The organism is Streptomyces sp. NPDC046465, from assembly GCF_040646035.1.
GTDB lineage: Bacteria > Actinomycetota > Actinomycetes > Streptomycetales > Streptomycetaceae > Streptomyces.
On the sequence record NZ_JBEYZK010000009.1, the window covers coordinates 83,303 to 100,158 of the forward strand.

A 16,856-nucleotide genomic window follows, 5' to 3' on the forward strand; every position below is an offset into this window, starting at 1 on the left:
GGTCACAGTCCCTTCGTGGCGGGTGCGCCGACGGGTCCCCGGCCGTCGGTGGGAAGCGGCTGTGGCAGGCGTACCGCGGAGTCGGCCGCGGGGGTAACCGGCGCGTCCGGGGCGGTGGTCCGCAGGGCGAGCGTGAGCAGCGCGCTGACCGCGTGGAACCCGGCGAAGATCCACACGACGCCGCCCACCCCGAGCGGCCCGCGGAAGAGGCTGACGACGAGTGGTCCCACGAAGGTGGAGGCGCCCGCGCCGAGGTTCAGGGCGGCCATGGCCTGGCCCTTGTGGGTGGGCGCGATGGCGGTCATCAGCGCGGAGAGCGGGACGTATCCCGAGAGCGTGGCGCCGTACAGGACGGCGACCAGGACGCAGAGGGCGTACTGCGGGCCGACGGCGGAGGGGACGTAGTACAGGACGAGCGTGGACAGGGTGCAGCCCACGCCGCCGAACCAGGCGACGGTGGTGCGCCAGCCGACCTTGTCGCCGACCATCCCGAAGAGGAGGTTCGTGACGATGTTGGTGGCGAACATGAGGGCGAGGAGCTGCAGCCACTGCCCGTTGCTCAGCCCGATCTCCTTGACGAACCAGGTGGGGAGCATCACCAGGAAGCCGAACTGCGAGGCGGTGTTGAGCATCCGTACCGCCGCGCCCGCGCCCACCCGCCGGTCGCGGCCGAGGATCGTCAGGCTTCCGACGAGTCCGGCCAGCGGGCTCTCCCCCGCCGGGGCGAGGCGCGCGGAGCCGGTGCGCTCGCGGATCAGCAGGAGGGGCAGCAGTCCGCCGGCGACGACCACGCCGAGGGCGGCCCACAGGGTGCCGAGCTCGCCGATGTGCGGGATCAGCAGGCCGGCGGTGAGCGAGCCGAGCGTAGGCAGGCCCGCGGAGAACGCGGACCAGAACCAGCCCATCGCGCTGCCCATCTGCCGCTGCGGGGCGACGGCCGCGATCCAGACGAGGAAGGCGTAGGCGAAGAGCGGGAAGGCGAGCCCGCGCAGTCCGTAGCCGAGCAGGAGCAGCGGGTACGCCTTGCTGGGGATCGCCACCGTCAGGAAGAAGACGTGCGTGACGGCGAAGGCGGCGAGGCCGAGCCACATGACGCGGCGCGGGCCCCACAGGTCGGAGAGGGCCCCGGCGAACCAGGCGGCGACGGCGCCGGTGACGCCGTACACGGTGAACACCATCGCGACGCCGGACGCCGGGATGCCGAGGCTCTCCAGGTAGGGCGAGAGGTAGCCGGCCTCGATGCCGACGCCGGTCATGAAGACAAGGAGCCCCAGGTACCCCCAGGAGAGGGCGGGCGGTATGCCGAGTCGTGTGAAGACGGAACTCGGGGTGTTCGTCATTGAAGCTCCCCTGCGGCGATGACGGCGGCGATGACGGCGGCGAGTGCGGGCAGGTCCGAGCTAACAGCTGGCCGAAATCCGCCGTCAATCGTCTCTCCGCATCTCCCGTGACAAGGGTCTTTCGCCGTGTGAGGAGGACTTGGGCCCCCCGGCTCCCAGCTGGGCGGCGGCTCGCCGGGCATCCGCACGACGTGTGAAATCCATGCGATCATCACTCGGAGATTTCACACGGGCGGCAGGCCGGTACGACGGGCGACAGGCCGGTACGAGGGGCGACAGGCCGGTACGAGCGGGAGAGCGGTATGACGACGGCGGACCGGACGGACGTGCGGGAGGCCCGGCGCGGGCGCATCCGCGAATCAGTGGTCGCGAACGGCTTCGTGCGCGCCGCCGACCTCGCCGCCGAGTTCGGCGTCAGTCTGATGACGATCCACCGCGACCTGGACTTCCTGCAGTCCCAGGGCTGGCTGCGCAAGGTGCGCGGCGGGGCGACGGGGCTGCCGTCCGCGCAGTTCCACGGCAGTGTCGCGGAGCGCATGTCGACGATGGCGCAGACGAAGCAGCAGCTGGCGCGCGCCGCCGCACGCGAGCTGGTGCCGGGCCAGACGGTACTGCTCGACGACAGCACGACCTGTCTGCATCTGACGCGCCTGCTCACCGAGCGCACCCCGCTGACGGTCATCACCAACTCGCTGCCCGCCATCACGGCCCTCGCCAAGGAGCCGGGCGTCTCGCTGATCGCGCTCGGGGGCAGCTACTTCCCGGCGTACGACGCGTTCATGGGCCTGCACACCGCGGACAGCGTGGAGGCGTTCCGGGCGGATGTGCTCTTCATGTCGACGACGGCGGTGACGCGTGGCCGCTGCTATCACACGTCACCGGAGACGGTGCAGGTCAAGCGCGCCATGATGGCGGCGGCCACGCGCCGGGTGCTGCTCGCCGACCACACCAAGTTCACCCGCGACGGCCTGTACGCGCTGGCGCCGCTGTCCGACTTCGACCTGTTGGTGGTGGACGACGGGCTCGCGCGGGACGAGGCGCGCGAGATCCGTCGGGGCGGCACGGAGGTACGGGTCGTGCCGCGGAGCTGACTCCGCGGCTTCCAGGTCCGCCTCAGCGGGCGATCTGCTCCCAGTTCTGGTCCTGCTTGCCGTTGCACGTGTACTGGATCAACTGGGATCCCTTGGTGGCGTTGGCGCCGAGGGCGAGGCACTTGCCGGAGTAGACGTTGCGCAGCGTCGTGCCGTCGGACCACCACTTCTCGTCGACGGCTCCGTTGCACGTGTACTGGATCGCGCCCGCGCCGTCGGTGAGCTTGGAGCCGACGCCCATGCATTTGCCCGAGTATTCGTTGCGCACGAAGTACGCGGTCTTGCCGTTGGAGTCGGCTGTCTTCTCGAAGACCCACCGCTCGTCCTGGTACTTGTCGCAGCCCCACTGGATGACGGGCGCACTGTTCGTGGTCTTGCTGGCGCCGCCCGCGCACAGGGCGCTGTAGGAGTTGCGCAGGTACACGCTGCCGTCGGCGGCCCTGGGCTTGAGGGAGAACACGACCCGTTTGCCGGTGAGTTCGTTGGAGCCCCACAGTCGTCCGGAGGACGGCGAGTAGGACAGGTTCTGCGTCAGGCTCGGCGATCTGGTCAGCACGGTTCCCGTCTCACCTGGCCGCGCCTGGTAGATGCAGGAGTACGAGCCCTGGTCGATCGGGTCGGCATCGCCCATGTACCCCTTGGGGCACTGGGCCGACAGGTAGTAGTACGTGCCGTCGGTGGCCACGCCCTGCAGTTGGCGGACCGGCGCCTTGAAGGCGGCGTCGGCCGTGGCGGTGCCGACCGTGTCGCCGTTGTCCGCGACCGGGAGTGCGGTGTCCGGGTTCAGGGGCCAGCGCGCGACGCGGGAGACCGGACCGGCCGCGTCCGTGTAGTACTCGCCCGACACCAGGTGGTCGACGGGCCCGCTGCGGTCCAGGCTCAGGGAGCTGAGGCAGGTCCGGTCAGGCGACGGCGGGGACGGGCAGTACCGCTCGTTCTCCCCGGCCCGGTCGTTGAGGGTGTAGCGGCCCACCATGGGCAGCGCCCACTGGTGCCAGCGGGCCGAGGAGGCACCGTTCTCGATGCCGGTGTGCTCGGCGCTCTTCTTCATCTTCCACAGGTGCTGGAAGTCGTAGACCTGCAGCTCGCCGCCGTTGGCCACGAACAGCTTGTTGCCGTACCAGACCATGCCGTCGGCGTGGACGTTGTTCACCGCCGAGAAGTCGCCGCTGTTCTCGTCGCCCGTCGGCATGACCAGCATGACGTGCCCGTAACTCCACGCCGTACCGGTCGAGTTGACGATCGAGACCCGGCCGAGCAGGTTGCGCTTGCCCTCGCCCATGCCGTAGTACCACGAGGCGGCGTAGAGGTGGTGGCCGTCGACGGTGCCGCCGGGCTGCGCGTCGTGCGAGGCGGTCAGGCCCTGCGGATGCCAGCCGCCCTTGGGGTCGTAGGAGCTGGTGAGGTCGTCGTCCTTGTCCCAGCAGAAGCCGCTGTACTGGAACGTGCCGTTGATGCCCGTCGTGTGGCACAGCGAGCGGCCGGTGTGCTGGCCCGAGGTCGCCACGTCGACCGGGGAGACCTTGGTGACGGCGCCGGTCTTCTCCACGCCGCGGATCGCGGCGCCGTTGTTGTCGTACATCGACTTGCGGTCGATCTTGAGGTGGAACTTCTTCGCCTGCTCGGTGGAGAGCCGCGTCAACGGCCCCTCCATCGTGTTGGGCTGAGCCGCGGCAGGCCCCGCGGCGACGAGGCCGAGAGCGAGCGCGGCCAGCGAGAGGAGCACCGCCAGAGCCGCCTTGACGGAACTTGGGGGCCCTGACTGTCTGTTGGCTATCACGTCTCGAAACCCTACGTGACCAGGGGCGACGCCGGTATCCGGTTTTTCCCCTACGGGCCGGGGCGAGCCGTCAGCCGGAGCAAGCCGTCAGCCGGAGCGAGCCGTCAGCCGGAGCGAGCCGTCAGCTCGTCCCAGTGCGCCGTGCGGTCGCACCACCGCTCCAGGAGTACCCGGTCGTGGCCCACGGCCAGCAGCCCCGCCCCGGACTCCGCCCGGTACTCCTCCACCACGTGGACCAGGGCCGCGGTCGTCGAGGCGTCCAGCATCGCCGTCATCTCGTCACAGATGAGCCAGCGCGGGCGCAGCACCAACGCGCGGGCCAGGCACGCCCGTTGCAACTGGCCGTCGCTGACCTCGTGCGGACGGCGGCCGAGGAGCTCCGTGCCGAGGCCGACGCGGGCGGCAAGGCCCGGAACGCGGTCGGCGACGTCACCGGCCCGCCCCACCGCCCGCAGCGGCTCGGCGATCAGATCGGTGAGGGAGAGCCGTGGATCGGCCGAAAGCCGCGGCTGCTGGAAGACGACACCGAAGGCCGTCCGCTGCTCGCGCGGCGCACGGTGACGCCAGCCCCTGGCCGGTTCGCCGTCGATGACGACCTGCCCGGCGTCGGGGCGGTGCAGCAGCGCGGCGACCCGGGCGAGCGTCGACTTGCCGCAACCGCTGGGCCCGAGGAGTCCGACGGACTCGCCCGGGGCGATGGTGAGGTCCACGTCCCGGACGACGGGGGCGCGCCGGTCGTATCCGGCGGTGACAGCGCGCAGTTCAAGCACGGGGCGCCTCCAGCACGTCCGCGTGGGGGTGGTGGCAGGCCGTGCCGCCGGTGAGTGCGGGCAGTGCGCGGCACGCCTCGTCGGCGCGGTCGCAGCGGGCCGCGAACGCGCACCCCTCGGGGAGCTCGGACAGCTCGGGCGGCATGCCGGGGACGGCCGTGAAGGCGCGCTCCGGCAGGGCGTTCAGGAGGCCGCGGGCATAGGGGTGCCGGGGCCCTGGCGTGCCGAAGAAGTCGGTGGCGTCGGCGAGTTCGACGACGCGGCTCGCGTACATCACGGCGACCCGGTCGGCGATCCGTTCGGCGGCGGCCAGGTCGTGGGTGATGAGGAGCAGCGCGCGCTCGTCGCCGACGTGCCGGCGCAGCTCGTCGACGGTGCGGTCCACGAGGTCGCGGTCGAGACCGGTCGTGGGCTCGTCGGCGAGCAGCAGCGGCGCGTCGCCGATGAGGGCGAGCGCGGTGGCGGCGCGCTGGGCGAGGCCGCCGGAGAGTTCGTGGGGGTAGCGGTCCAGGTGTCCCACGGGGAACGCGGCGCGCTCGGCGGCCGCTTCGGCCGCCGCCCGCAGCCGCGGCCTGCGTACCCCGGCGAGTTCACGCAGGGTCTCCTCCAGCTGGGAGCGCACGGTACGGACCGGCGTCAGATGGGCGGCCGGGCTCTGCGGTACGAGGCCGACGCGCCGCCCCCGCACGGTGCGGGCCAGGGTGCGCTCGTCGGCGGTGAGGAGATCGGTGTCGCCGAGCTGTGCGCTCCCGGCGGTCTCCGCGTTCTCCGGGAGCAGGCCGAGGAGTGCGGAGGCGAGCACGGACTTGCCGCAGCCGCTCTCGCCGACCAGGGCGAGGCACTCCCCCGCCGCGAGGTCGAAGGTGGCGTCGGTGACGGCGCTGACGTGCCGGCCGCCGCGCATGCGGAACCGTACGGAGAGACCGTTCACGGAGAGGACGGGGACCGTCACAGCATGAGCTCCGATCGGCGCCGGGGGTTGATCCGCTCCCGCCAGGCGCCCGCGAGGCCCGCGATCGCCAGGGTGGGCACGATGATGAACAGGCCGGGGAAGAGCGTCGGCCACCACTGACCGGCGAGCAGCGAACCGCGCGCGCTCTGTACGAGGTTGCCGAGGCTCGCCTGGTGGCTGGGGAGGCCGAGGCCGAGGAAGGACAGCGCGGACTCGTGCCAGATGGCGTGCGGCACCATCAGGACGGCGGCGAGTCCGGCCTGTGGGAGGACGCCGGGCAGCAGATGGCGCACCGTGACGCGCAGCCGGGAGGCGCCGCCGGAGATCGCCGCGTCGACGTAGGGCCGTGAGCGCAGCGACAGGACCTCGGCGCGCACGATGCGGGCGGTGGACAGCCAGTGCGTGAGCGCCACGGAGACGACGACGGGCCAGACGCCCGGCCGGAACATCGCGACGATGAAGATGCCGAGCAGCAGGTGCGGCACGGACGAGAAGACGTCCACGAGCCGCATCACGACCCGGTCCACCCAGCCTCCGGAGGCGGCCGCGAGGGCGCCCACGGCCGTGCCGATGACGGTGGCGACGACCGCCGCGACGACGCCCACGAGCAGCGAGACGCGCAGCCCGTACACGCAGCGCAGGAGCAGGTCGCGGCCGACGTCGTCGGTGCCGAAGGGGTGCTGCCAGGACGGCGGCCGAAGCTTCGAGGCGAGGTCGACGGCCTGCTCGTCGAGGTGGACGAGCGGCGGCACGACGAGGACGGCGAGGACGACCGCGGCGACGACGACCGCGGAGGAACGCACCCGCCACGCGCGCGTGGAGCGGCGCACGCCGCCACGGGCGCGCCATACGGTGTCAGCCATCGAATCCCACCCTCGGGTCGGCGAGGCCGTACAGGAGGTCGGCCACGAGGTTGCCGAGCAGGACCGCGGCCGTGGCGAGCGCGGTCAGCGCGGCGAGCAGCGGGAAGTCCACCGAGGTCGCGGCCTGCACGGTGGCCGCGGCGATGCCGGGCCAGCTGAAGACGGTCTCCACCAGGAGCGCCCCGGTGATGAGTTCGGGGACGCGCGAGCCGATGAGCGTGAGCACGGGCAGCATGCCGGAGCGCAGCGCGTGCCCGAGGAGCACGGTCCGTTCGGCGAGGCCACGCGCGCGTGCCCCGCGCACGGGGTCGTCGCCCAGGGCGTCGCCGACGCCCTGGCGCACGTACAGGACGAACCACGGGATCTGCGAGACCGCGAGGACGCCCGCGGGCAGCACCAGGTGGCTCGCGACCTGTCCGGCCGTCACGGTCGAGCTGGCCGTGTCGGTGAGTCCGCCCGAGGGCAGCACGCCGAGCTTCAGCGCGAACAGCCAGACGGCGAGGAGGCCGAGCCAGAACGGCGGCGCGGCTTCGAGGGTGTACGCGAGGGAGGTCACGGCGCGGTCGACCCAGCCGCCGGGCCTGCGGGCGGCGAGTACGCCGAGCGCGGTGCCGAGCAGGATGGCGACGACGAAGGCGGTCGCGGCGAGCAGCACGGACCAGCCGATGCGTTCACCGATGGCGTCCGCGACGGGCTGGCGCAGGGTGCTCGAGTCCCCGAAGTCACCGGAGAGCGCCGAGGTCAGCCAGTCCCACCAGCGGGCGGTCAGCGGCCTGTCGACGCCGAGGTTGGCGCGCAGCTGGTCGAGGTTCTCCTGCGACGCGGTGAGCCCGGCGGTGCCCGCGTACGCCTTGACGGGGTCGAAGGGCGAGGCGGCGGCGACGGCGAAGACGCCGAAGGTGACGACGAGCAGCACGGGGACGGCGAACAGCAGCCGTCGGCCCGCGAGGCGCGCCATCGGCCCCCAGGGGAGGCGACGGCGCGTCGCCTCCCCGGGGGCCTCCGTTATCGCTGATGTCACTTGTTCGGCTGCCAGTCCTCGACGTTCCACCAGGGGCCGGAGGCCAGGCCGTGGTCGTGCGGCTCGATCTGGGTGCTCAGGTCGCCGAACTTCTTGTCGACGACGTAGAGGTGGTCGATGTGCGTGAGGAAGGTGTAGCCGGGGTTCTTCACGAGCTCGCGCTGGACGGCGTCGTAGGCGGCCTGGCGCTTCGCGTGGTCGCCGCTCTTGCGGGCGTCCTCCAGGGCCTTGTCGACCTTGGGGTTGTCGTAGTGCGCCATGTTGTTGAAGCCGTCACCGGCGAGGGAGGACTTCAGGAGGGTGTACTGGTCGAAGTCCGGGTCGGCGGGGGAGCCGCCGCCGGCGAGGACCGCGTCCTTGGGCATGCGGGGCTGGATGACCTCCCACGTGCCGGACTGCACCTCGACCTTGATGCCGATCTTCTTGGCGTCGGAGGCGTAGGCGAGGGCGTGGTCCTGGCGGAGCTTGTCGCCGGAGAGGTACCAGAGCGGGAACTTCGCCGGGACGCCGTCCTTCTCGCGGATGCCGTCCTTGCCGGGCTTCCATCCTGCGTCGTCGAGGATCTTCTTCGCCCGGTCGGCGTCGAACTTCCGCTCGGTGCCCTTGGTGAACCAGGGGCTGTCGGTCGGGACGGGCCCGTAGGCCTCCTTGCCCTCGCCGTACAGGATCGAGTCGACCATGGCCTTGCGGTTCACGCCGACGTCGAGGGCGCGGCGGACGTCGGTGTCACCGGCGATCTTGTTGCCGGTGGGCAGGGTCACGACGCGGTAGTCGAAGGTCTTGGCGGCGTAGGTGTTCTTGCCGCTGTCGCTCTTGTACTTCTTGGTGAGGTTGGGCGGCAGGATCGCGCCGTCGAGCTCACCGGCGTCGAGCCGGGTGGCGCGGATGTCGTCGTCCTTGATGATCGCCATGGTGAAGTTCTTGACCTTCGGCGCGCCGCCCCAGTAGCCGGGGTTGGCCTTGAAGGCCAGCTTCTCGCCCTTGGACCACTTGACCAGCTTGTACGGTCCCGTGCCGATCGGCTTGGTGGTGAAGTCGCCGGTGTTCACGTCCTGCTTGCCCGCGACGTGCTCGGGGGCGATGGGCAGCACGGTGCGCTCGGCGAACGGCGCGTAGGGGTACTTGAGGTGGAAGACGACGGTGTCCTCGCCCTTGGCCTCGACGCTCTTGACAGCGTCCAGCTCGGTCTTCGACGCGTTGTTCGTCTTCTTGTCGAGGATCGTCTCGTAGGTGAAGACGACGTCCTTGGCGGAGAACGGCTTGCCGTCGCTGAACTTGACGCCCTCGCGGAGCTTGTACGTGTAGGTCTTGCCGTCGTCGGCGACCTTGGGCAGCTCGGCGGCGAGGGCGGGCTTGAGCTTCATGTCGGCGTCGTGCGTGAGCAGGCCGTCGAAGATCTTGGAGTTGCCGTCCTTGCCGTAGCCGAGGAGCGGGCTGAGGGTCTCGGGCTCGTAGGCGATGCCGACGACCGCGGAGTCCTTCGCGCCGCTGTCGCCGTCGCCCGGCGCCGAGCACGCGGAGGCGGCGACCGCTATCGCGGCCGCCGTCGCCACCGCGCCTGCGCCCCGTATCGATCGGGCCCTCATGCTCCACACCCCTACTGAAGATCAACCGTTGTTGCGAACAGTTCGCAATTATGCACGACGTAATGGGGGCGTAAAACGCGCAGCCCGCACCGGGTAGGTGCGGGCTACATGAAATTCACCGGTGGGGTGTGTGCCGGGGGCGTACGAGGGGTCCGGGAGCCTGCAGGTCCAGGGTCAGGGAGCCTGCAGGCCCACCAGGGCGGCCAGCGACTCGCGGTGGCGTCCTGCCGTGCCGTAGGCGATCGAGTCCGCCTTGGCGCGCTTCAGGCAGAGGTGGACCGGGTGCTCCCAGGTCATGCCGATACCGCCGTGCAGCTGGAGCGCCTCCTCCGCCGCGTGCACCGCCACGGCGCCCGCGCAGGCCTGCGCGAGGGCGGTCGCCAGATCCGCCTCCGCACTGTCCGTGGCGAGGGCGTCGGCGGCGTTGCGGGCGGCGGCACGGAGGTTGACGATCTCCAGCCACAGCTGGGCGAGCCGGTGCTTGAGCGCCTGGAAGGAGCCGACGGGCCGGTTGAACTGGTGCCGCTCCTTCGTATAGCGGACGGTCTCCGTCAGGCACCACTCGGCGATGCCGAGCTGCTCCGAGGCGAGCAGCGCGGCGCCGGCCCGCAGACCCCGGCGTACGGCCGCGTCCGCGTCCCCCGCGAGGCGCCGCGCGCGCGGCGCCTGGAAAGTGACCGTGGCGAGCGGCCGGGTGAGGTCGAGGGAGGTCTGCGGGGTGACGGTGACGCCGTCCTGCGCCGTGTCGACGGCGAAGAGCGCGCCACCGGCCGGGACGAGCAGCACATCGGCGCCCGCCGCGTCCGCGACCGCGGTCAACTCCCCGCGCAGGGCGCCGCCTTCCTCCCGTACGCCCTCGACCGCGTCACCCGGCGCGACGGCGAGCCCGACCGCGAGCGCGCCCACCGTGCGACCGGCGGCGAGCTCGCGGAGCAGCTCGGTGGCCGCGTCGCCGCCACAGGCGAGCAGCGTCTCCGTGGCGACGACGGCGCTGGTGAGGTAGGGCACGGGCGCTGTCGCGCGGCCCAACTCCTCCAGGACGACGGCCGCTTCGCGGTGCGTGGCGCCCTGGCCGCCCAGCTCCTCCGGGACGAGGAGCCCGGCCAGGCCCATGCCGTCGGTGAGCGCCTTCCACAGTTCACGGTCGTGCGGGGAGCCGTCCGCCGGGGATTCGATGCGGGCGAGGACCGTGGCGGCGTCGCACCGGTCGGCGAGCAGGCCCCGCACGGCCGAGCGCAGCGCCTCTTCCTCCTCGGAGTAGAGCAGGTCGGGCTGAGCGCTCTGCGTGGTCTGCGTACTCATCGGGCCAGGTCCTTCCACGCGACGTCCTTGTCGGTGCGCGGCTCGGCGGGCAGCCCGAGGACGCGCTCGGCGACGATGTTCAGCAGGACCTCGCTGGTCCCGCCCTCGATGCTGTTGCCCTTGGAGCGCAGATAGCGGTAGCCCGCCTCGCGGCCCGTGAAGTCGACGAGCTCGGGCCTGCGCATCGTCCAGTCGTCGTACAGCAGCCCATCGGCGCCGAGGAGTTCCACCTCCAGGCCGCTGATCTCCTGGTTGAGGCGGGCGAAGCCGAGCTTCATGCCGGAGCCCTCGGGGCCCGGCTGTCCCGCGACGAGCTGCTGGCGCAGCCGCTCCCCGGCGAGCCTGGCCACCTCCGCCTCCACCCAGAGCTTGAGGAGCCGCTGATGGAGGTCGTGGGTGCGCAGGTCCGGGCGGTCGCGCCAGGTCTTGGTGACCGTGCCGATCATGCCGCCCTCGCGCGGGATGCGCATGCCGCCGATGGAGACGCGCTCGTTCATGAGCGTGGTCTGGGCGACCTTCCAGCCGTCGCCGACCGCACCGAGCCGGTGCGCGTCGGGGATGCGCACGTCGGTGAGGAACACCTCGTTGAACTCCGCCTCGCCGGTGATCTGGCGCAGCGGCCGCACCTCGACGCCCGGGTCGGTCATGTCGCACACGAAGTACGTGATGCCGCGGTGCTTGGGCAGGTCCGGGTCGGTGCGGGCGATGAGGATGGCCCAGCGGGCGCTGTGGGCGCTGGAGGTCCACACCTTCTGGCCGTTGACCACCCAGTCGCCGGTCGCCTCGTCACGGACGGCGCGCGTGCCGAGCGCCGCGAGGTCGGAGCCCGCACCAGGCTCGCTGAAGAGCTGGCACCACACCTCCTCGCCGGTCCACAGCGGGCGCAGGAAGCGGCCCTTCTGCTCGTCGGTGCCGAAGCCGAGCACGGTCGGCGCGGCCATGCCGAGGCCGATCCCGATGCGGCGCGGGTCATTGTCGGGCGCGCCCGCGGCCTCCAGTTCGGCGTCCACGACGGCCTGCAGCGAGCGCGGCGCGCCGAGTCCGCCGAGGCCCTCGGGGTAGTGCACCCAGGCGAGCCCGGCATCGAAGCGGGCCCCCAGGAAGTCGGCGCGGTCCACCGTGGCGGGCGGGTGGGCGGCGAGCAACTCCTGGGTGCGGCTGCGCAGTTCGGCTGCGTCGGTCATGCGGCACCTCCGTGCGGGAGGACGACGACCCGCCCCGTGGTGGTGCCGTCCGCGACGCGCTGCACGGCGGAAGCGGCGTCGGCCATCGGCACCCGCTCGCTCACCAGCGGCTTGATGGCGCCCTTGGCGGCGAGCTCGGAGAGCTCCTCGTGGCAGCGCAGGATCAGGCTCGGGTCCTTGGTCTTGTACAGGCCCCAGTGCAGCCCCACGATCGAGTAGTTCTTCACGAGGGCGTGGTTCAGCGCGGGCGCGGGGATGGAGCCGCTGGCGAAGCCGATGACGACGATGCGCCCCTCGAAGGCCACGCACTTGGCGGACTTGGCGTACGCGTCGCCGCCCACGGGGTCGTAGATCACGTCGGCGCCGCGGCCTTCGGTCGCCTCCTTGACGGCGCCGATCACGTCATCCGTGCGCCGGTCCAGGACGAGGTCGCAGCCGAGCTCGCGCGCGACCCCGGCCTTGTCCTCGCCGCCGACGACGCCGATGACCTTGGCGCCCGCCGCCTTGCCGAGCTGCACGGCCGCGCTGCCGACGCCACCCGCGGCCGCGTGTACCAGGAGCGTCTCGCCCGCCTGGAGGTGCGCGCGGCGGTGCAGGGCGAACCAGCCGGTCTGGTAGCCGATGTGGAGCGCGGAGGTCTCCGCGTCGTCGAGGCCGTCGGGGGCGGGCAGCAGCGCCGCGCTCTCCGCGACCGCGTACTCGGCGAGACCGCCGTACGGCAGCACGGGGTTGGCGATCACGCGCCGACCGTCCTCGGTCTCGCCGCAGATCTCCATGCCTGGTGTGAACGGTAGCGGGGGCCTGACCTGGTACTGCCCCCGGCAGAGCAGCGCGTCCGGGAAGTTGATGTTCGCGGCGCGCACCTTCAGGAGCACCTGCCCCTCGCCGAGCGCGGGGCGGTCCACCTCGGCGAGGCGCATCACCTCGCCCGGCTCGCCGTTCTCGTGCACTTGCCATGCCTGCATGCGGGGCCTCCACGGGGGCTGTCGTAGACCGGGCTCCACCGCATACTAAGCGGTCGCTTGCCCCCAAGGGAACAGTTCGGGCCGACCGTCAGCCCGTGTGCCCCTTACGGGTGGGCCGCGCCCGTACGTGCATGCGCTCCCCCTGCGGCCCGAAGAGGCTGATGAACTCCGCGCCCGCCTCGCTCGTCGCCCCGAACCAGTGCGGGACCCGGGTGTCGAACTCCGCCGCCTCTCCCGGTCCGAGCAGCACGTCGTGGTCACCGAGGATCAGGCGCAGCTTCCCGGAGAGCACGTACAGCCACTCGTACCCCTCATGGGTCTGCGGATCCGGCGCCGCCTTCGCGCGTGCGGGCTCGACCACCTTGTACGCCTGGAGCCCGCCGGGCTGCCGGGTCAGGGGCAGCATGGTGCGGCCGTGCCGGACGATCGGCTTGGCCCGCACGCGCGGGTCGCCCACCGGCGGGGCGCCGACCAGCTCGTCCAGGGGGACCTGGTGGGCGCGGGCGATGGGAAGCAGGAGTTCGAGGCTGGGCCTGCGGTGGCCGGACTCCAGGCGGGACAGGGTGCTGATCGAGATACCGGTGGCGGCGGAGAGGCCCGCGAGCGTGGCGCCGCGCTCCTTGCGGATGCGGCGCAGCCGGGGCCCCACCTCGGTGAGGACCTCATCCATCGACTCCGACCCTGCCGTCTCGTCTTCTTCTTTCATGCCCTCCATCATGCCGCTTCTTGCCGGAACGGCAAAGACACTTGTCGATACCGCACGACTCGGGCCATGGTCCTGAGACAAGGAGGTGGTCCCCGTGGACCGGAACACGAACGAGAGGCGGAGCACGATGGAGAGCCAGCACGACACCCCCGACCGCCACGACATGCCCCAGAACCACGGCACCCGGCAGGACCGGGCGTACGACGTGGTGGTCGTCGGCGGTGGCACGGCGGGCCTGAGCGCGGCGCTCGTGCTCGGCAGGTCCCGCCGGAGCGTCCTCGTGGTCGACGCGGGCGAGCCGCGCAACGCCCCCGCCGCCCACATGCAGGGCTACCTGTCGCGGGACGGCATGCCGCCCGCCGAGTTCCTCGCCGAGGGCCGACGGGAGCTGGAGCGGTACGGGGTGGGCATGGTGAGCGACCGCGTCGGTGCGGTGACGCCGGACGGCGCGGGCGAGTTCGACGTCGCGCTCGCGGGCGGCGGCGCCGTGCACGCGCGCCGGGTCGTCGTGGCGACGGGCCTCGTGGACGAACTGCCCGCCCTGCCGGGCCTTCCCGAGCGCTGGGGGCGCGACGTGCTGCACTGCCCGTACTGCCACGGCTGGGAAGTGCGGGACCAGGCCTTCGCCGTGCTCGCCCCCGATCCCTTCGTCAGCCACCAGACACTGCTCGTCACGCAGTGGTCCAAGGACGTGACGCTGTTCCTGCACACCGTGCGGGACCTGCCCGACGCGGAGTGGGAACGCCTGACGGCCGCCGGAGTGCAGGTCGTGGAGGGCGAGGTCGCGGGCCTCGCGGTCGAGGACGACAGGCTGACGGGCGTACGGCTCGCCGACGGCCGGGTCTTCCCCCGCTCGGTGCTGTTCGTGCCCGCGAAGCCGGTGGCCCGCGACGAACTCCTCGGCGCACTCGGCGCCGAGCTCAGAGACACGCCGTTCGGCCCCTACCCGGCGGTGGACGAGACCGGCCGCACCAGCGTCCCGGGCGTCTGGGCGGTCGGCAACGCCGCGGGCCCCGCGGAACAGGTGATCAACGCGGCGAGCGCCGGCTACCGGGCCGGTGCGACGGTCAACGCCGAGCTCGTCATGACCGACATCGAGGCGTCGGCGGCCCGGCGCCGGGCCGGGGTCTTCACGCCCTCGGCCGAGGCGGCGGTGGCACGTGCGGTGGCGGGCGAGCACGCGCACGGGGTCAAGGTCTAGGGCCTGTGCCGGAAGTCCCGTCGGCGAACGTGACGGCGCAGTGCTCCTCCACCGTGTCCGCGAAGGCCCGGGCGAGTGGCGAGAGGGCGTCCCAGCGGCGCACCGCCCAGCCGGTCCACAGCGTCGGCAGGTCCGGGATCGGGATGAGCCGCAGGCCGGGGTGGGCGGGGCCGTGCCAGGCGGGCAGGTCGGGGACGATGGCGTGGCCCAGGCCGAGTTCCGCGAGGAGGATCGCGGTGTCCCAGTCGGCGACGCTGGTGTCCGAGGTGGGCGCGGTGCCGGACGCGGCGAGCCAGGCGTCCAGGCGGGAGCGGGACGTGGCGTTCTCGGGCAGGCCGATGAGGCTGATGTCCGCCAGGTCGGCGGTGTCGATGCGGGACTTGGCGGCCAGGGGGTCGGCGGCGGCGAGGGCGAGGACCCAGGGGAGCTCGACGACGGGCCGCTGCTCGATGCCGCGCACCGGCTCGCCCAGCGTGATCCAGGCGAGGTCGAGGCCGCCCGCGAGGAGGGCGTCGAAGCAGCTGCGGCTGGAGTGGGTCGTCTCAAACTCCAGGCTGACATTGGGGTGGTGGCGCCGGAAGTCCACCACGGCGCCGGACATGAAGTGGCGCACGGTGGTGGAGCCCGTGGTGATGCGCACCGAACCCGTCTCGCCGTGCACCAGATCGCGCAGCCTGCGCAGGGCATGGTCGATGTCGCCGAGGCCCCCGGCGGCCGCGGTGTGCAGAAGCCGCCCCGCGGGGGTGGGCACGACCCCGCGCGGGTGCCGCTCGAGCAGGGCGATGCCCGTCTCCCGCTCCAGGCGCTTGATGTGCTGACTCACCGCGGACTGGGTGCAGGTGAGTTCGCGTGCGACGGCGCTCAGACTGCCGGAACGGCAGACTGCGACGAAGACTCGGAGGTCGTCGAGGGTCATGAGCGTGAAGCTACAGCTTGGGGGTGGGCAAGAAAACCCGAGGATTGACTTGAGTGTCGGCTCGGCGGGACGATCAGTCCGGGCCCAGGGGCGGCAACCCGGCCGGGCCCCGGCACCGCTCCGGACGGTGTCGGGGAATGTGCCGGGTGCCGACCCTCTCCACGTTCGCGCGCCTGCGCCGCGGGCATGGAGGTTTCATCGCGTACGAGGTATCGATACGCGCATGACCGACGACGAGGCGGACGACGCGAGGCAGGACGGCGCACTGCTGCCCGGACTGCCGCCCCCTCCCCCGTGGGGGGCCTCCGCGCTGCCCCCGGGCACGTACGACGGCACGGTCGTCCTGGTCACGGGCGGCGGAACGGGGCTCGGCAAGGCCATCGCGGCGGAGTTCGCGCGGCTCGGCGCCGACCTGGTGATCGCGAGCCGCAAGGAGGACAGGCTCCGGGCGGCGCGCGACGAACTGGCCGCACTGGGCGGGCGCGTGACCGCCGCGGTCTGCGACATCCGGGACGCCGAGCGCGTCGGTGAGGTCTTCGACGTGGCGCGGGAGGCGTACGGCCTGCCGGGGGTCCTGGTGAACAACGCGGCCGCCAACTTCCCCGTACCCGCCGAGGACATGTCCCCCAACGCCTGGCGCTCCGTCGTCGACGCCACGCTCACCGGCACGTTCCTGATGACACGCGAGTTCGGCCGCCGCCATCTGTCGGCCGGCACCCCGGGCTCGGTCATCGACGTCGGGGCGTCGTACGCCTGGACGGGCGGTCCCGGGTTCGCGCACAGCGCGGCGGCCAAGGCCGGTGTGAAGAGCCTGGTGGAGACCCTCGCCGTGGAGTGGGGGCCGTACGGCATCCAGGTCAACGGCCTTGTGCCGGGTCTGATGCCGCACGACGACATGACCGCGGACATCCGCGGCACCCTCGACCTGGCCAGGGACAAGGCGGTCCGCCAGCCCGCCCTGCGCGTCGGGCTGCCCCGCGAACTGGGCTGGGCCGCCACCTTCCTGGCCTCGCCGTACGCCCGCTTCATCACGGGCCACACCCTGGTGGTCGACGGCGCGAACTGGCAGCGCAGGACGTTGGTGAGTCCGCCGGTGGTGACGGTGCGCGAACAGCTGGGCCGGGACGCGTTCGGAAAGTGATCCGAGGTGGCTTGGGGGCTCGGGAGGGGGCGGGGGCG

The 16,856-nt window shown here is 72.3% G+C and carries 15 protein-coding genes; 3 read left to right on the forward strand and 12 right to left on the reverse strand.

Annotation, left to right across the window (positions count from 1 at the left end; translation table 11 throughout):
• Nucleotides 1-2 precede the first annotated feature (2 nt).
• Nucleotides 3-1,340, reverse strand: a complete 1,338-nt coding sequence (locus tag ABZ953_RS15760; protein WP_361722950.1) for an MFS transporter — start codon at nt 1,338-1,340, stop codon at nt 3-5.
• A 302-nt stretch (nt 1,341-1,642) separates the two neighbouring features.
• Here ABZ953_RS15760 and ABZ953_RS15765 point away from each other — a divergent pair, with 302 nt between their 5' ends.
• The gene (locus ABZ953_RS15765; RefSeq protein WP_361722952.1) at nt 1,643-2,431 is read left to right on the forward strand and encodes a DeoR/GlpR family DNA-binding transcription regulator; all 789 of its coding nucleotides are present in this window, start codon (nt 1,643-1,645) and stop codon (nt 2,429-2,431) included.
• Between the two features lie 22 nt (nt 2,432-2,453).
• On the opposite strand, the gene ABZ953_RS15770 is transcribed toward ABZ953_RS15765, so the two are convergent.
• The 10 genes from ABZ953_RS15770 to ABZ953_RS15815 all read right to left on the reverse strand — a co-directional run bounded on the left by ABZ953_RS15770 (nt 2,454) and on the right by ABZ953_RS15815 (nt 13,560).
• The gene (locus tag ABZ953_RS15770; RefSeq protein WP_361722955.1) at nt 2,454-4,211 is read right to left on the reverse strand and encodes an RICIN domain-containing protein; all 1,758 of its coding nucleotides are present in this window, start codon (nt 4,209-4,211) and stop codon (nt 2,454-2,456) included.
• Between the two features lie 104 nt (nt 4,212-4,315).
• The gene (locus ABZ953_RS15775; RefSeq protein ID WP_361722958.1) at nt 4,316-4,981 is read right to left on the reverse strand and encodes an ATP-binding cassette domain-containing protein; all 666 of its coding nucleotides are present in this window, start codon (nt 4,979-4,981) and stop codon (nt 4,316-4,318) included.
• Nucleotides 4,974-5,885 (reverse strand): ABC transporter ATP-binding protein, encoded by a 912-nt coding sequence (locus ABZ953_RS15780; protein ID WP_361723530.1) that lies wholly within the window; start codon nt 5,883-5,885, stop codon nt 4,974-4,976. Before ABZ953_RS15780 ends, ABZ953_RS15775 begins: the two co-directional genes overlap by 8 nt.
• 44 nt (nt 5,886-5,929) lie before the next feature.
• Nucleotides 5,930-6,796, reverse strand: a complete 867-nt coding sequence (locus ABZ953_RS15785) for an ABC transporter permease (RefSeq protein ID WP_361722961.1) — start codon at nt 6,794-6,796, stop codon at nt 5,930-5,932.
• Nucleotides 6,789-7,754: an ABC transporter permease gene (locus ABZ953_RS15790; RefSeq protein WP_361723533.1), complete on the reverse strand. Its 966-nt coding sequence runs from the start codon at nt 7,752-7,754 to the stop codon at nt 6,789-6,791. Before ABZ953_RS15790 ends, ABZ953_RS15785 begins: the two co-directional genes overlap by 8 nt.
• Nucleotides 7,755-7,813: 59 nt before the next feature.
• Nucleotides 7,814-9,403, reverse strand: coding sequence for an ABC transporter substrate-binding protein (locus ABZ953_RS15795; RefSeq protein ID WP_361722964.1), 1,590 nt, complete (start codon nt 9,401-9,403; stop codon nt 7,814-7,816).
• A 174-nt stretch (nt 9,404-9,577) separates the two neighbouring features.
• Entirely contained in the window at nt 9,578-10,705 is a 1,128-nt protein-coding gene (locus ABZ953_RS15800) for an acyl-CoA dehydrogenase family protein (RefSeq protein WP_361722967.1), read from the reverse strand.
• Nucleotides 10,702-11,889 (reverse strand): acyl-CoA dehydrogenase family protein, encoded by a 1,188-nt coding sequence (locus tag ABZ953_RS15805; RefSeq protein WP_361722970.1) that lies wholly within the window; start codon nt 11,887-11,889, stop codon nt 10,702-10,704. The genes ABZ953_RS15800 and ABZ953_RS15805 overlap by 4 nt, the downstream gene beginning before the upstream one ends.
• On the reverse strand, nt 11,886-12,854 hold the full coding sequence (locus ABZ953_RS15810) for an NADPH:quinone oxidoreductase family protein (protein WP_361722973.1): 969 nt from the start codon (nt 12,852-12,854) through the stop codon (nt 11,886-11,888). Before ABZ953_RS15810 ends, ABZ953_RS15805 begins: the two co-directional genes overlap by 4 nt.
• Nucleotides 12,855-12,942: 88 nt before the next feature.
• A complete protein-coding gene (locus ABZ953_RS15815) occupies nt 12,943-13,560 on the reverse strand; it encodes an XRE family transcriptional regulator (RefSeq protein ID WP_361722976.1) in 618 nt (205 codons plus the stop codon).
• Nucleotides 13,561-13,723: 163 nt separating this feature from the next.
• Here ABZ953_RS15815 and ABZ953_RS15820 point away from each other — a divergent pair, with 163 nt between their 5' ends.
• A complete protein-coding gene (locus tag ABZ953_RS15820) occupies nt 13,724-14,761 on the forward strand; it encodes an NAD(P)/FAD-dependent oxidoreductase (RefSeq protein ID WP_361723536.1) in 1,038 nt (345 codons plus the stop codon).
• Here ABZ953_RS15820 and ABZ953_RS15825 read toward each other — a convergent pair.
• Nucleotides 14,751-15,677: a LysR family transcriptional regulator gene (locus tag ABZ953_RS15825; protein WP_361722979.1), complete on the reverse strand. Its 927-nt coding sequence runs from the start codon at nt 15,675-15,677 to the stop codon at nt 14,751-14,753. The two genes, ABZ953_RS15820 and ABZ953_RS15825, sit on opposite strands and share 11 nt — an antisense overlap.
• 223 nt (nt 15,678-15,900) lie before the next feature.
• On the opposite strand from ABZ953_RS15825, the gene ABZ953_RS15830 reads away from it, so the two are divergent.
• Complete coding sequence (locus ABZ953_RS15830) at nt 15,901-16,818, forward strand: SDR family oxidoreductase (RefSeq protein WP_361722982.1); 918 nt, start codon at nt 15,901-15,903, stop codon at nt 16,816-16,818.
• Nucleotides 16,819-16,856: the final 38 nt, after the last annotated feature.